Source organism: Bradyrhizobium sp. CCBAU 11434, from assembly GCF_028128895.1.
Taxonomy (GTDB): domain Bacteria; phylum Pseudomonadota; class Alphaproteobacteria; order Rhizobiales; family Xanthobacteraceae; genus Bradyrhizobium; species Bradyrhizobium zhengyangense.
Genome location: NZ_LBJX01000058.1, coordinates 1 through 15,128, shown reverse-complemented (window position 1 = coordinate 15,128; position 15,128 = coordinate 1). Strand labels below are relative to the sequence as shown.

Sequence of the window (15,128 nt, the reverse complement as noted above, 5' to 3'; positions counted from 1 at the left end):
TTCCGATCGGGCAGGCGGAACATTAGCCAGCGACTGCTCAAGCTGATTTCTCGATCGCTTCTTGCGTAGGATGGTTGCACCCGTGGCATCGAACCCCACCACATGGCTGTGCTATTGCCTAGATCGATACCGATCGTGACAATGCTCGTATGGGACATGGGTTGCGCTCCTTCTCTTGCCGGGGCTCTACCTTGCCGCTGAGAGCGGGCGTGGTCCACGCCATTAACCCGTAAGGCGCGGCCGGTTTGCCCTTGCCGATGCACTCCACCTCTGGGGGCGTGGAAGGCTTGAAGCCGCGCTGGCGCTGCTGCTGCGAGCGGATCTGCGAGGCCCGGCTGAGCGGGAGCGCGAAGGCGTTCTCAAGCACAGCCTGACCTTCGATCTTGCGGCGGATATTGCAACTGCCGCTGATGCCGCTTGAATTGCTTGGCCTGGGCGTAGCGTCCCGCCATCATCGCCACGGTCTTGGCAATGCGAAGATAGGACTGCCGCAGCTTGACCCCCTGCTTCCTCGCGAGATGGTCGAGCCCCTTGATCGCCGCGTGCAAGAGCTTGGCATCGGTCGGGAAGGTGATCGCCCTCGGCTGCACGGTGGTATGTGCGCCATGACGGCGCGAAGAAGGAGGTTGAGTATGTAGACCATCTTCCGAGCAGCCTTGCTGCGCAAGAGAGGAGGGCACGCCCTCGGACTCGGGCAGGATCAGAGTCCAAACCGCCACAAGCTGCTTTAGCTCAATGGCTGAGGTGGGTAAGCGTTGCTGGAAAAGGCGGGCAATTAGCCTGTCAGGTGAACCACGGGAAGACGAACGCAAGCAAACCGCTGATGATGCATCGAAACTACAGTTCAGCTGTTGTCGAAACCAGGGGCGATACCACCTCCTGGGATCAAGCGCGGCGAGAGCCTGTCTATCGGCCGGGCGCCAACCGGTGTAGAGGCGGCGTGATTCCGATGGCAGACTTTTGCGCGGAACATGGGAACCTGCTTCGCGATGCCAAGGGAGACCCAAAGTCGAGGGACCCACCGAGGGTATAGTGGCTAGTTCTTGAGAGACTTATGTTCGAGATGAAGGCGAATTATTTCTTTATATCGCAAGACGCTAAAACTGGCATGAGGTTCTCCGCTAGAGTGTAGCTCGTCGAGCGGCGCTCACAATCAGGATAAGCTGCTTGGATGACCGGAATCGAATCGGTCAATAGGCAACAACGAACTCGGGTTGGATTTAGTGGAGATGCTAACATTGCCTGCGACATGCTTATCCACGTGGAATGAGCGATCCACGTCAAAAACAGTTATAGTCCGCGCTGCCGTATGCGGCGAAGCTGTTAATGGCAGAGCTGGACTCGAAGCATGCGGGACAAGGTGTTCAATCGTAACCGCCTGCTATGGTAATCGGTGTGGAGCGGGTGCGAGGTGACAGAGGTTGCTCCCGTAGCAATTTCCTTTGCCAGCACCTTCACGTGCCCGTATCTGGCGCCGCGCAATTCATGGTCTCAGGTGCAAGCGGGTTCTTGCCGGGCTAGGCGGCGATGTAAACGAAATCTAAATTCTTCATTCTCGCTGGTTTGCGCCTCGGGCAGGAAGAAGTTCCCCAAGCCCCCAGCCCTGGCTGTGGCCCTGGACTTTCGCCTTCTCGATCATTTCGGGATGCGCTGGGATGATGCTCCAGCGGTCGGCTGTGTTTTCGGGAAGCTTCTCGAGCTCAGCCGAAATCCGTTTGACGGCCTCGCGGATGAATTCTCGCAGGCGGTCATACAACGGCCGTACGGCCTCGGACATGCAAAGGTCGTTGAGCTCGTCCCAGGGCGCTCATGCCGTAATGTTTGCAACGGATCGGTGCGGTAATCTTCATGAACGACTCGTCATTTCGAGTCGGGCCTGCTGCGGGGCGGACGTTTCAATTCGGCAGGCTCCCGCCTGGAAAGGCTATCAACATTCACCGTAGCGGTCGGAATGACAGCTGACTGGACTATTCTGTCCCTCGCCGTTTCTCGTTGACATACATTGCGTTCGATGCGGGCGTGAGGACCTTCGTACCTGCTCGACGATGTCAATATGGACCCACATAGTGGGACCGCTTGACCGGTTTCTTAGTTGGAAGCTGACCGCTCCTTCTTCCGCTATCATGCCGCAGGGGCTGTTGTTGCCACTGTGGGAATCTAGTCAACGCGGCGCGTTTTCCATCATGTCCACCGGCGCGCTGTTGCCCGGCGCTAGACGGCCATCGCCGTGCGGTAGCCGAGCGCCTGATGAAGGCGATGCTCGCTATAGAAGGCCGTTCCAGCTGGCAATTCCGTCCTCGGCCTCGTGGCCCTCGGCGAATCTATCGCCTTCATGGCAATCTTCGCCTTCAACGCGGCATCAATCTTGCGTCTGATGTTGGCATTGCATCTCGCGCATCTTGCTATTGTGATCATGAGAGTGTAGCTCAGCCTGCATGAACATCAGGTTCTGCTGCTCTGATCGTAGAAATACATCGTGAATCTTGAGCAGCCGGCATGGGCGGACAGGCTACTTAACGTAGCCGAGCTCTGAAACTACCAGAACAAACAGTCGATTGTTGTTGCGAAACTCGCTATCGCGCGTGTCTGGAAGAGGTCCGCGTGATACAAGCTAAGATCGATGGGTAGTTCTCGAATGGACATGTTTGCTGATTGACCAGCTGGAACGTGTGATGTTGAAGAGAGGAGAACGAGATCGTTTATCCTCTGTTGTCCTCGATTGCGACAGCAAGGTCGGCGTTATTTTGCGCGCGCACGATCAAGAGCCTTCTTGTAAATATTGACGTCCTTCGCCTTGCTGCCGGCCTACGTTAGGTCTCGCGAGCCGTCCTGAGCGCCGACCTCGCGCGTGCCAATGCCTGAAATCAGCAGATGAGTCCTTGAGTTTCAGTACGTACTTGCAGTGCATACGGTGGTGCACATGACTATCGGCCGGAGCTAGGACAAACTCTGGAGGAGCTGGAGACACGGATGGACGCATGCACGCTGCCATCGGCGAGCGCTGGGCACGTTGCCCAGGGGCTGACAGATAACACCTGTTGGTTACTCGATCTTCTAGACCTCGACGATGGATGGTCACGTGCGAATGGCCACAGAGCGCTGCAACGTTAGGACTGTCGGAGTTTGTGCAACGCGCGTTGAGTCAACCACGCGTTCGCTAGTCATCTGGAACGCAAATTCGTTGCATTAGTTGATTGCTCGAATCTCTAGAGAGGAGAGCGCTAGTGGCGAATGCAGGTGTGCGAGGCCGGCCGATCGCGCCGTTGGTGCTTAGTCCGCAGGAGCGGACGTACTTGGAGAGGCAAGTTCGTCGTCATCGTGTTGCCCGGTCGCTATCTGAGCGGTGCCGCGCGATCCTGCGATGCGCGGATGGATTGCCAAGCAAGTCTGTAGCTGCCGAACTCGGCCTTCACGAACACACCGTTGGCAAGTGGCGCCGTCGATTCTTGAAGGATCGCTGTGATGGCCTGCTTGACGAAGCCCGACCTGGCCGCCCTCGAACCATCGACGACGATCAGGTTGCTGAGGTAATCGAGCGGACATTGCGGACGACACCGCCCGACGCGACGCACTGGTCGATCCGCTCGATGGCTGCGGAAACTGGCTTTTCTCACACCACGATCCGCCGAATGTGGACCGCGTTCGGCTTGCAGCCGCACCGCAGCCAGACATTCAAGCTGTCGAGCGATCCGCTGTTCGTCGACAAGGTGCGCGATATTGTCGGGCTTTACCTGTCCCCGCCGAACCGAGCCCTTGTGCTCAGCATCGATGAGAAAAGCCAGATTCAGGCACTCGATCGCGAGCAGCCGGTCTTGCCGATGATGCCTGGGATGCCGGAACGTCGTACGCACAGCTATGTGCGGCATGGTACGACCACGCTGTTTGCCGCGCTCGATGTCGCCTCGGGATTCGTCATCGGCAAATGCTACAAGCGCCACCGCGCAGTCGAGTTCTTGAAATTTTTAAAAGAGATCGATGCTCAAGTTCCTGAAGGCCTCGATGTCCATATCGTCATGGACAACTACGCCACTCACAAGACACCCAGGATCAAAGCGTGGCTCGCCCGTCGGCCGCATTATCATGTCCACTTCACGCCGACTTCTGCGTCATGGATCAATCAGGTCGAGCGTTGGTTCGCTGAACTCACCAGAAAGCAGATCCAGCGAGGTGTTCATACCTCCGTCAGGCAGCTCGAGGCCGACATCCGTACCTTCATCGACCTGCACAACAACAACCCGAAGCCCTTCAAATAGACCAAGTCCGCTGACCAGACTTTGGCTTCCGTCAAACGCTTCTGCCACAAAGCCCAGCAGACTTTATGTGGCGAACTTTAGATTCACCTGACTAGCAAATAGTCGTCACAAATGGCTTTTGCAACTGGCACGAAATTTGAAACGGAGTTGCGATACAGATGCTATTTAGCATCGCGTGCAGGAGTCCATGTGATGAGTACAAATGTTGCCTGTCAGTTCGCGTCTGCGTCGCCTATGAAGCCGACCGGCGCAATTGCCCCCATCCGCCCTGACCGCGTAAGAGTTTGTGGCCGTGACTGATCACGTTGGCATCGCGCTGCTTCTGCGGATTACGCTCCCGTGATTAACGAGCGCGAATTCGTGGCATGATCATTGGATAACCCAAGGAGATGATCTCGCCGATTGGCGAAGATACACCAGACCCAATCTTGACAGCAGGTCTGAATTCTAGGCACGCCCCGTCCGTGACGCACTATCCACGTTGACACTTAGCGCGAGTTTGTATCCGCAGGTGGCTCTGGAATTTGGAGTTGGAAAGGGAGTGCCGCCAGTGACATAGGTCCTCACGTATCCGGCGGGGAGAAACCGGGCATCAATAATCCATGCACAAGATAGTCGGAAAAAGGACAGCATCGACTTCGCGGCTCGAGCTGACGAGGCGGACGGGCTCTCGATTCGTTGGCGAGCTTAGAGAAACCGCAAAACTTGCATGGCCGATGGCGCTGACGCAGATTGCTCAGGTCGTAATGATGACTACCGATCTCGCGTTTATTGGACACATCGGCGCGGAGGCTATCGCCGCTGCAGCGCTGGCTAGCAGAATTTATATCCTAGGCTTTATGTTCGGCTCGGGCCTACTGGCGCCAATTGCGCCCCTAGCGGCGCAGGCGTTTGGGGCGAATAATCTTGCGGTGGTACGCCGCGCGCTTCGCATGGGATTGTGGACGGCTATGATGCTATCATTTCCCACCATGGCGCTTGCGCTATCCGGAGAGCGAATACTGGTAGCATTGGGCCAGGCGACCGAGACAGCGCAGATCGCCCAGTTATACCTGCTCGGACTGGCATGGGGCGCGGGGCCGGCGCTGGGTTTTCTGGCTCTCCGCTGTTTTATGTGCGCTGTCAACCGGCCGCAGCCGATCTTGTGGATCACGCTCGCGGCCATCCCGGTCAACGCCCTGCTGGCATATTTGCTGATCTATGGCAAGATGGGGCTGCCGCGTCTTGAACTGTTCGGGGCCGGCCTCGCGACGACCCTAGTGAACAGTGCGACTTTCCTAGCTGGCTTGTGGTTCGCCACGACGCGCCGGCCCTTCCGTGACTATCACGTGCTTGTACATTTATCGTGTTTTGATTGGTCGATGATCCGACAATTGATCATGCTCGGGGCACCGATATCAATCACAGCGTTGACTGGTGCCGGCGTGTTTTCGGCCGCGGCGCTCATGGCCGGCCAAATCAGCACCAGCGCACTCGCTGCGCATCAAATCGCGCTTCAGGTCACGATCGTCCTGTCCATGATTCCTTTCGGTATCAGTATGGCGGCAGCCGTGCGCGTCGCTCATGCGGTGGGCCGGAACGATCATTCCGGCATCAGGCGGGCAGGTCTGGCGGCGATCCTGCTTGGTATGATAGTCGCAGCGACGCTGACAGTTGCTGTGATTATCTTGCGTTTGGAAATTGCCAGGTTGTTCCTGGATGAATCAGCGGCTCATGCCGATGCGACCATCCCCCTGGCTGCAAAGCTTCTTTTGGTCGGCTCGAGCTTTTTTGTTACTGATGCCGTGCAATTCATTGCGGCGGGAAGCTTGCGCGGGCTGAAGGATACGTGGGTGCCGCTTCTGTTGGTTTGCATCGCTTATTGGTTGATCGGCTTCTCCGCTAGTTATGTCATTGGTTTGAGCATGGGGCTTGGCGTCGTTGGCGTTTGGATTGGCCTGTCAATCGGGACGAGCGTCTACGCGGTCCTCCTCGTTCTCCGTTTTCAGATGCTCGCAAGCAGGATCGCTTTTCCGACCTTATATTCTATGCGTTAAGCGAGTCATTGCCCCCGCTTGGCGATCCGAAAGGTCCGGCATGCGTTGACTCGCGGGCGGTCCAGCCCTTTACACCGGCCGACTTGGCATCTTCTAGTGGAGTCCAGCACACTATTGAAGGCTTGTAGATATCCAGATCATTCTCCACACCTCAAATTACTTGTAGGATGTCAAAACCGGCGGGGGTCCTAGGTTTTAAAATTTCATCTGGCGCTTAAGCAGGCGGTGCGATCCATTAGAGGCTCGCAGCCCGCTTACCCGTGGCTTTGGTCAAAACAAGCGTGTCCAATCGGGCATCAACACGAACACAGAATACCAAGAAAAATGAGCGTCGGTCGATTAGCGGTGTCCGCTATCTAGCATGGACAGCACTTTTCGTATAAGCTTCATGCTACGGCGCAAAGTAGGCCGTCAACTTCGAGCGGCGCTGGAGGCTACATGGCAGATATCCGCGTTCTTCCTTCACGAAGCGCCTATTCGACGCCGGGTCAACTTGGCGCGCGAATAGTGCGGGGTGAGGGATCATACCTCTTCGGGGCCGACGGGACGCGCTACCTAGATGCGTCCTGCGGATCGGGATCTCTTATCTTCGGTCATGGCGACGAGAAGATCATCGACGCGCTTCATGCCCAGAGCCGGCAGTTGACGCTTTTCCCCTCCCGACATTTTAGCTCCGAAATCGTCGAACGGTACGCTAGCCGATTGCTCGATTTCGGGCCGCCGAGCATGTCGCGGGCAATCATTTTCAGTAGCGGTTCCGACGCAGTCGAGGCTTCGCTCAAATTAGCACTGCAACACCATTTCGCTGCCAAGCGGCCGCAACGGCGCAAGATCTTAGGACGCAACGCGTCCTATCATGGAAATACGATCGCTGGGCTGGCCGCAGGAGGGTTCGTCGCGCGCCGGAAGCCATACGAAGGCGTGCTTGTGCCGTGCGCAAAGGCTTCCCACGCGCATTGCGTCGCTTGCGAATTTGGACTTCAGCCGCAGACTTGCGCTCTAGAATGCGCGCAATCGATGGAGGATGCGATCCTTGAGGAAGGACCCGAGAATGTTGCCGCTGTGATCATTGAGCCGGTCGTCGGCGCCGCGCTGAGTGCCGCGGCGCCAGACTCCCGCTATCTACCGCGCGTTTGTGAGATGTGCCGCTACCATGGCATTCTTCTCATCGCCGACGAAGTCATGACTGGTTTTGCCCGCACCGGACGACCGTTCGCAAGTATGCATTGGAGCGTCGAACCTGACATCATTATCTGCGGCAAGGCGATCAGCGCTGGCTATTACCCCTTGTCGGCTCTTCTGGTGAACGAGCGACTGGTCCACGGGCCGTTGGCTGACCAGTATTTTCAGAACGGTCAGACATTCGCTTGCAGTCCGGCCGGCGCGGCCGTTGGACTGACAGTCTTGGACAAGTTGGCGGATGGAACCGTCGCAGCAAACGCAACGCGGATGGGCGAACTACTGCGAGCGTCGCTCCGCAAGGAAATGCCAGGCGAGCTGATCAGCAGAATCCGCGGCATGGGATTGATGGTTGGTTTTGACATCAGCACCTTCGCATTCCAGAATCGGCGGCCCCTTTTGCCCGGTCGCTACAGCGATCGATTCCAACGCGCCGCCCTCAAACGTGGGTTAGTGATCTATGCTAGCAGTGGTAGCGCCGGAAGCGAAGCAGGCGATCATGCGATGCTACTATTGCCACTAATAATTTCTGAGCGCGAGGTACAGGAGGCAACAGGATCGCTCGTGGCCGCAGCAAACGACGTTCTCGAGAGCAAGAACAGCTGGTATTGACTTTCTCTGGCCCCCCTCATCGCAAGTTCGAGCCGTCAAACCTGGCGCGGACGAGAGCCGAAGTCGCGTTTGAGACTTTGGCTGAATGTCCGCATTCCTCCCAATTAGCTATTTGTCCCCGACAAAATGCTTGATATGGAAATTTATCGACGCGGGCTTGCCGGTGCTTTGAATTCGTTCCTATATTCTTAATCAAACCGATCCGAAAGGATTGCGTACTCGACCCCAGATATTTTCCGCATGACATTATGCCGCGCAAGATGCTGGACAAAGATGCGTTTGCTGACCTTACTAGCTTGCTCGTCCGACCGCCGTCCTAGCTCAAATACGTTCTTGTCAAAATTTGTGCTGAATCTGTCATCGGCTTTGTAGGACGCCTTCCACCAACCAAGAGGCGACGCAGCAGGCCCGATGCTGACGCGGAACCTGCTTTCCATGCGTGCGATCCGGGATCGCAAACCGGATTGCGCGCGAGATGCTTTCGATCGTGAGATCGTCTGGTCGATTAGATGTCGTGGTGTTTCGGCGAGGACCGCAGCATCGAGCTTCATTGTCGTGTTCCGTCAGGTTCGGTTCGGACGCTATGTGAGGAGTACGACAAGTCATGCACGTACTTGGCTTGCGCGCTGCAGAAATGTCTTTTGCCCTTGCCGGGGGTCTGCTCGCGCCTTTGGCGGTGCGCCAAAGTCATATGGAGCTTAATGGTCTCTTCTCCGAGCGAGGTGCTCACAGACGAAGCCTGCTCGAACGATTTGGATTAGTGTCATAGCCGCTGCAGGCGCCGTCTTGCAGCCGCCATTATGTTAAGAAGTTGATCGAGGCGACGCGCTTGGTCCGAAGGTACGAGTTCGCCGACTTGCAGCACCAGAGACGTAGTTCTCTCATCTCGCTCGGGCCCCGTCTGCGTGGCACGTTGATTGCTTGAGTTAGATGAGAGTCTTGCGACTATAGTGGCCTCGTCGATCTACGGCGGAAGTGGGGTCCCGTCACAGCGTGGCCCTATCCAAACGGTGCTTAGCTCATGGCGAGCTGGACGAGGCTGTCGGCCATCGCGCTCGACGGCATTGGTTGAGCTAATGAGGTGGTGCGCGTTGACTTCAGTATTCAAGAATAGTGAGGCGAGTTGGGATTCTTTCGTTCGTGCATCCAGGTGCTGCATTTCCGCCTATTGGAGCAAGCAAATCGGCTCGACATCTTACCGGCCGATTGGCGGCGCGTAGAGGCCAGACGAGTGTTTGCCACAATCAAGCAGATCCGGATGAATGAAGTTGACAGTCGCAGGCATCCAAGGAGGTACTCATGCGGGTAGCAGTCGTCTGGAACGAGCCAACCGAGATCAGTCCATCCTCCGGGTATTACCGTGCCGCGGTGAAAGACGTCGAGCAGGCTTTGGAAGAGAGCGGCCACGAAACGCTGGTGTGCGAGGGCGACAAAGGATTGTTTGCCGCGCTTGAGCGGTTCATATCGCCCGATCGGCGGGCCGGCCCCTCGGGAATGGTGTTCAACATGGCGTATGGAAGTAAGGGGGAGTGGCGTTGCAGTCAGGTTCCTACTATGCTTGAGATGGTTGGCATTCCGTACACCGGAGCGAGTCCACTCGGGGCTGCTTTGGAGTTAGACAAAGTGGTCACTAAAAAGCTCATCCGTCATGACGGCATACCCACGCCAAACTTTCGCGTCATGCGTCTCGGTACCGAGAGCACCCGAGACCTGCGATTCCCACTGATAGTGAAGCCTCGCTACGAGCACACCAGCTTAGGGTTGCAGCTCATACGTGAGTCGAGTGGGCTGAGGCAAGCTGTAGAAATGATCGTCACGCAATATGCGCAGGATGCACTTGTGGAAGAATACATCGAGGGGCGGGAAATTTGCGTCGCGCTACTGGGAAATGGAAAAGTAGAGGTGTTGCCTGCGGTGGAGCACGACTTCGGCGACCGCGAAACACGCATTATCACTTGGGAGGACAAGAACCATCTGGCGACCGCGAAGCCGCAGAAGATTTGCCCGGCACAAATCGGGAGCGAGCTTGCGACAATGCTGCAGGATATTTCGGTTGCGACCTTCCGTGCCTGCCGAGGCCAGGACTACGCCCGCGTCGACTTCCGGATCGACCGCTCCGGCCGGCCTTTTGTCCTCGAGATCAACTTCAGCCCGTCACTTAATTCTACGGGGTCTTACGTCCGGGCTGCGACGACCGGCGGATACAGCTTCCCGAAGTTGGTCAATCGGATTCTTGATCTGGCCCACACTCGATATTTCGGAATCGGCATCCCGCGGCCGAACATGAGTTGAATCGCTTCGGGATAGCGCGGTCGCAGGTGATCGTTGCTCGATTACTTCGCCGCTCCGCTAATTCCGATGCCTCCCTGCGGTCTGGAATCGTTGCCATTCGCAACGGGACCATCCCACGTCCCGTGAGAGCATAGTCGGATCTGCCTTGGCGAACTATTCTCGGCGCAGAACCCGAATTCTCCCCAACAGAAAGCGACCGGCGTCGTGCTCCGGCGCGGCGAGGACGCTTGGGACCATAGACCAGCGGCGCAACTTGGTTGTTCAACTTCGCGTCGGTGGAAGCGCCGAGAACGTTCCTCTTCCCAGGTGGATTCCGGTAAAACCGTCAGAGACACGCAAGGGTGTCGAAGTGATAAACTGGTTGCTCATTGTCAGTTCAGGCGAATGATGCTCATGCTCTCAATACTTCTCGGCTCCATCGTACTCGCTTCTTTGGGATGAAATCTTCATTGCGGGTGCCATTGCGGACACCTATGAACTGATGCCGCGTCAGATGAGGGGCGCCGCCTTTATCGCGGAGCAAGACTGATAGCCTTGACAGACCGCGAACTATCTCAGATCGGCAAGCTTGCGGAAGTCGTGATTGGCGTGCGGGCTGGAACGCCTTCCTCTTTTAGCACGACTCGGTCATTCGCTGCGGCCGAGTGTCTCGTGAAGCTCATCGCGGCCAGGCGTGGCAACCGCGCGCTTGAAACGTTAAAGGCCAACGAAGCGCATCTCGCAGCATTCGACACTGATCTCCTGCAGAGCCGCAGAGACAGGACCTCTCGAGGAGAGGGACAAAGCCGCTGACGAGGAAGAGTATTCTAGCTGCTACGAGCATGGTATACATCTCGAGTTTAGATTCCATACATAGCTCATATGCAGATTATTCCGTGGGAACGGTCTCGAGTCCCGAGGGACCACATCTTTGGCGATGAAAACTAGCTTATGCCATTTCGACTGGATGGGCAATCGACGATCGTGTCATCTGCTTTGCCTGCGTGCCGAAGATCGATCCTGCCTGCCACGACAGCACATTTGTCCCTCTCCATTGGTCATTTGCGGCCTACTGTTCGACGAAGGCTCGCCGAGCGCAATATGAATTGCGGCTATATCCGAAGCGAAGCCACCGGTCCATCAGGTTGGCGCTGGGCTACGTGTTGACTAAGTCGGCGCGAGCTTTTTGCGTATAGTGACGATCAGGGCGCCCCTTCCAGCAACGAGAGTGCGTTTGGGGAGATGTCTTTTCTCAGATAGGGCGCCCGCTTGTGACCGCTTCACGAAGAAAAATGGGACCATTGCGGGGCGATCGCAGCCGAATTTGAACGCTCACTTCTTTGGGACCGGCGAAGCGATGGCCTCGCTTCACCCTGGAGCCGCTCCGGCGTGCTGGATCGAGCCGAAGATTTGCGTATCGACAGGACTGCGAGCTCGTGACGCGCGACATTGATGCGTGGGTTTAGAAGCGTGGCGTCGCTGGACTTTTCGTGGAAAGCGGAAATTCCTCCAACGTGCTGCAACGAAGCCGCGGCTACTGCACCGGCCGATCGCATACTTTCGTGAACGCGGGAATTCCAGCCCGGATTGGCGGCGAGCTGAACGACGTTAGTACCGCCTCGTACCGCCGCCGAAGATCGAGCAGGTCCGCCGGTTGACGTCGTCTGAGTCAGTCGCCTGATCGCGTGCGTTTCAATCGTTATCCTTCGGGCAAATCATCAAGCCAGCAGGCGCCCTCGACGTAGGGACGAGAAAAGATCTTTCCGATCTTTTCAGGAATCTTATTTTGATGATAGCGCATATAGACGCGCCCGTCAGCTCCGAGATCAAGGATTTCGATCTTGCCGGTATAGTGGGACATAATGTACTTAAATGTTTTTTGGATGCCGCTGAGACGTTGGTTGATACCGCGCGCAATCTCTAAGCCGCGACGGAGTGAAACCTGAAAGTGCGATGCCCCTTTCACTGGCCTGCCCTGAAAGAGATAATAGGGGTGGACGCCCACCTGGTGGCACTTGGCGAAGGTCGCGGCCAAAATCTCTGGATCATCGTTGACATTAGCGAGAAGCACAGACTGGTTGAGGAACTGCACGCCCTGTGTGCGTAAAAGACCAATGCTGCGCTGCGCATCGACCGAAATTTCACCGACGTGATCGAAATGTGTAACAATAACCCCTGTCTTACCTGCTTTATGGATGCGTCGGAATACATCTCTCAGAGCTGGATCTTGTAGCCGCTTGGGCTGAAAGGCAACTATCTTTGTGCCAAATCGAATTGACTGCAAATGCGGGATCGACAAGAGATGATCAAGGATTTTGTCGAGCCTGGCGGTGCTGAGCACAAACGGGTCACCTCCCGATAGTAGTACGTTATTTATCTCAGGATGGCTGCCAATGTATTCTCCAAGGCGGTCGAAATCAGGTGCGATCTCATCGGAGTTCTTGCCCACCATACGTTTGCGAAAGCAAAAACGGCAATATGAAGCGCAGCGATCAGTGACAAGCAACAAACCAGTTTGGGTGTACTTGTGCTGAAGTCCGGGCACCACGGTATTGTCGTGCTCACCACTCGTGTCGAGAGTGCCGGGGCTATCAAGCTCCTTCAACGAAGGTTCGACGATGTACTTGAGCTGCTCGTAATAGCCGCTCTTGATGATCTGTTCACGATAGAATTCCGTGACATGATGACGGGTCATGTTGTGAGCGTGCAGCTCATCCTCGGTAAAGGCGCGAGTTCCCTCTATGAACCTCACGACGACATGGTGCGGCTGCTGGACCCCACCCGCGGCCTTTGTCGCACTAATCTGGGTTCGAGAAAGCTTCATGAGCACCTCGTCCGGAGACAGGGAGATCCCCAAGCGTGTCCTAGCAATCGGCGTGCCACACAATATTGCTGCTAGAAAAAGGGAAACAGCCGCCGCTTTTGCGCCGCCCCATATGATCTTCTTGGTAAAGGCGCGTTTCCCACCTGGATGTCTTCAACCGAACATCGCTAAAGTCGACAAAAATACGATAACTCGAATGACGGCGCTTGCCTCACCGGCCTAACTCGAAAATCTGTTCTAAAAGTGCTTGGCGTTCGCTGCGGAGGGCCGAGAGAGCGGCGGTGAGTTTGTGCTCATACTCTCCGAGTTTGTACTTTACGAGGAGCGGGCATACTCGGAACGTACTGAGCAGTGTTCGCCATATCATTGGCTATTGCGACTGATAGGCCGCGTTCGCCAAACTCTAGGTGTAAGCTTTCGGGAGTTGTCCATCCGGTCCGGAACGAGGAAGCTGAAGTTGTCGAAGCTTTAGCCAACCCCAGCAGGACCGAATGGACACCCATAAGACTGTGCCTCCGATGCCGAAAGCTCGAAAGGCTATGGTGCGGAGCGTGATCGAAGGCGGCTCAAGAAAGGCGGCAGCGGCGCTCCAATTCAGCGTCTCGGCCAAGGCTGTTGCCAAGTGGTTCAGACGTCTCCGCGCGGAAGGTGTCAATGGGTTGCGTGATCGCTCCTCACGGCCCTTTCACTGCCGAGCCAAACCAAGCTGCCACATGCGCCGAAGCTGTTGCGCCGACAGCGCCACACGGGCAAGCAGATCGCGAAGAAAGTCGGCATCAGGCCACCGACCGCCGTATCCTGCGGTGGCTGGGATTGAGCCGATTGCGCGACCTGTTACCGGCCGATCCGGTGCGGCGGTGTAAGCGCGACATCCCGGCAAGCTGACCACATCGACATCAAAGAACTTGGGAAGGGCAACCGTATAGGCCATCGTATCAGGGGCGATCGAACGGGGCAGAACAGCCTGCGGGCTCGAGGTGAAGGTCCCGGTTGGGAGTGCGTCCACGCCTTCATCGACGATGCTTCCCGGATCGCCTTTCAGCAAGGTCATGAAGAGCGAACGACAGTGCTGTGCCACAGTTTCAAGGCCGCGATCGCTTCATCGTAAGCCTGGATGTCAAAGTCTAGCGGTGATGACCGACAGCGGGTCTTGCTACAACTCCGTTGCCGGTCCCAAGGTCCTGCCTCGGGTTCAAACACATCCGCACTAAGCCCTACGTATCTCTCCGGCGAAGCTTTCAATTACCCACACCGTCGACGAGTTCTGATCGAGAGGCCGAAGGCGATGTCGTTGAGGCGTGTTAGGCCTCGCCACACCACCATGTTTCCTGGCGGCGGATCGTGGTTGCGCGCGAGGTAGCCGCCCAGGATGGCAATCTGGAGCAAGTAGGTGGCGAGGGTCTTGCGCAAGATGCGCGGCTTGGACCGCGCCGCGTCGATGGCATCTAGCGTCGCGATTTCGCTTGAGGTGAGGACTGTCTCCGGCGCAGCGTCGGGCTTCGCTCGTGCGGACATGGTGAGGAAGAAGATGCGCCAGCTGACCATCGCGATGAGGACGAGGAACTTGGTCAGCCGCTCGGCGATCTCAAGCCTCGCCTCTTCGGTGCGGCAGCCAGACTTCATTACCTTGTGAAACACCTCTGCTTTCCAGCGCAAGGTGTACCATTCGAGCTTCTCGATGGCCATGGTGAAATCTCCGACCGGCAGATTGGTCACGAGCTTCCAGTCGATCGGCGGACGGCCCACCGGCGGGTCGATCTCAAGGGCGTGAATGTAGGTGAGAAGCTGAGGACTGTATCGCTTCTGCTTGCCTATGGGCGGCAAGGTTTGGATTGCGGCGAACTTCACGTGCACGCACGCCGTCTCATCCTGTCCGCGACGTAATGGCGTCCCGCCCAAGGCGTGGCCGAGAGCTGGGCGAGACCCGATGAGCGCCATCCCGTGGCTCTACGT

Annotated in this window: 8 protein-coding genes and 3 pseudogenes; 5 read left to right on the top strand and 6 right to left on the bottom strand. The window is 56.8% G+C overall.

Annotated features, from left to right (window positions below; genetic code table 11):
* Positions 1-229: 229 nt before the first annotated feature.
* Positions 230-602 (bottom strand): annotated as a pseudogene (locus tag XI06_RS13405) (IS5/IS1182 family transposase); the annotation flags it as partial.
* 947 nt (positions 603-1,549) lie between these two features.
* Positions 1,550-1,777 carry a hypothetical protein gene (locus tag XI06_RS13400; protein WP_271605535.1) on the bottom strand — a complete coding sequence of 76 codons (228 nt, stop codon included), beginning with the start codon at positions 1,775-1,777 and terminating at the stop codon, positions 1,550-1,552.
* 1,447 nt (positions 1,778-3,224) lie between these two features.
* On the opposite strand from XI06_RS13400, the pseudogene XI06_RS13395 reads away from it, so the two are divergent.
* From XI06_RS13395 to XI06_RS13385, 3 genes and pseudogenes are all read left to right on the top strand, one after another.
* Positions 3,225-4,334 (top strand): annotated as a pseudogene (locus XI06_RS13395) (IS630 family transposase).
* Positions 4,335-4,969: 635 nt separating this feature from the next.
* The gene (locus XI06_RS13390; protein ID WP_333909325.1) at positions 4,970-6,289 is read left to right on the top strand and encodes an MATE family efflux transporter; all 1,320 of its coding nucleotides are present in this window, start codon (positions 4,970-4,972) and stop codon (positions 6,287-6,289) included.
* A 438-nt stretch (positions 6,290-6,727) separates the two neighbouring features.
* Positions 6,728-8,080: an aminotransferase family protein gene (locus XI06_RS13385; protein ID WP_271605533.1), complete on the top strand. Its 1,353-nt coding sequence runs from the start codon at positions 6,728-6,730 to the stop codon at positions 8,078-8,080.
* Positions 8,081-8,268: 188 nt separating this feature from the next.
* On the opposite strand, the gene XI06_RS13380 is transcribed toward XI06_RS13385, so the two are convergent.
* A complete protein-coding gene (locus XI06_RS13380) occupies positions 8,269-8,631 on the bottom strand; it encodes a hypothetical protein (protein ID WP_271605532.1) in 363 nt (120 codons plus the stop codon).
* Between the two features lie 748 nt (positions 8,632-9,379).
* Here XI06_RS13380 and XI06_RS13375 point away from each other — a divergent pair.
* Positions 9,380-10,372: a D-alanine--D-alanine ligase family protein gene (locus tag XI06_RS13375; RefSeq protein WP_271605531.1), complete on the top strand. Its 993-nt coding sequence runs from the start codon at positions 9,380-9,382 to the stop codon at positions 10,370-10,372.
* 1,678 nt (positions 10,373-12,050) lie between these two features.
* On the opposite strand, the gene XI06_RS13370 is transcribed toward XI06_RS13375, so the two are convergent.
* Positions 12,051-13,103, bottom strand: coding sequence for a KamA family radical SAM protein (locus XI06_RS13370; RefSeq protein WP_442869435.1), 1,053 nt, complete (start codon positions 13,101-13,103; stop codon positions 12,051-12,053).
* Positions 13,104-13,666: 563 nt separating this feature from the next.
* Between XI06_RS13370 and XI06_RS43730 the strand changes: the two are divergent.
* Positions 13,667-13,807 (top strand): annotated as a pseudogene (locus tag XI06_RS43730) (IS481 family transposase); the annotation flags it as partial.
* 53 nt (positions 13,808-13,860) lie between these two features.
* Here the strand turns inward: XI06_RS43730 and XI06_RS13365 are convergent.
* Both XI06_RS13365 and XI06_RS13360 read right to left on the bottom strand, forming a co-directional pair.
* Positions 13,861-14,226: a hypothetical protein gene (locus XI06_RS13365; protein WP_271605529.1), complete on the bottom strand. Its 366-nt coding sequence runs from the start codon at positions 14,224-14,226 to the stop codon at positions 13,861-13,863.
* A 191-nt stretch (positions 14,227-14,417) separates the two neighbouring features.
* Positions 14,418-15,029 (bottom strand): IS4 family transposase, encoded by a 612-nt coding sequence (locus tag XI06_RS13360; RefSeq protein WP_271605528.1) that lies wholly within the window; start codon positions 15,027-15,029, stop codon positions 14,418-14,420.
* Positions 15,030-15,128 lie beyond the last annotated feature (99 nt).

Coding starts and splice junctions, on each gene's coding strand:
- XI06_RS13400 (WP_271605535.1), bottom strand. CDS start 1,777: ATGTCCGAGGCCGTACGGCCGTTGTATGACCGCCTGCGAGAATTCATC.
- XI06_RS13390 (WP_333909325.1), top strand. CDS start 4,970: ATGGCGCTGACGCAGATTGCTCAGGTCGTAATGATGACTACCGATCTC.
- XI06_RS13385 (WP_271605533.1), top strand. CDS start 6,728: ATGGCAGATATCCGCGTTCTTCCTTCACGAAGCGCCTATTCGACGCCG.
- XI06_RS13380 (WP_271605532.1), bottom strand. CDS start 8,631: ATGAAGCTCGATGCTGCGGTCCTCGCCGAAACACCACGACATCTAATC.
- XI06_RS13375 (WP_271605531.1), top strand. CDS start 9,380: ATGCGGGTAGCAGTCGTCTGGAACGAGCCAACCGAGATCAGTCCATCC.
- XI06_RS13365 (WP_271605529.1), bottom strand. CDS start 14,226: ATGACCTTGCTGAAAGGCGATCCGGGAAGCATCGTCGATGAAGGCGTG.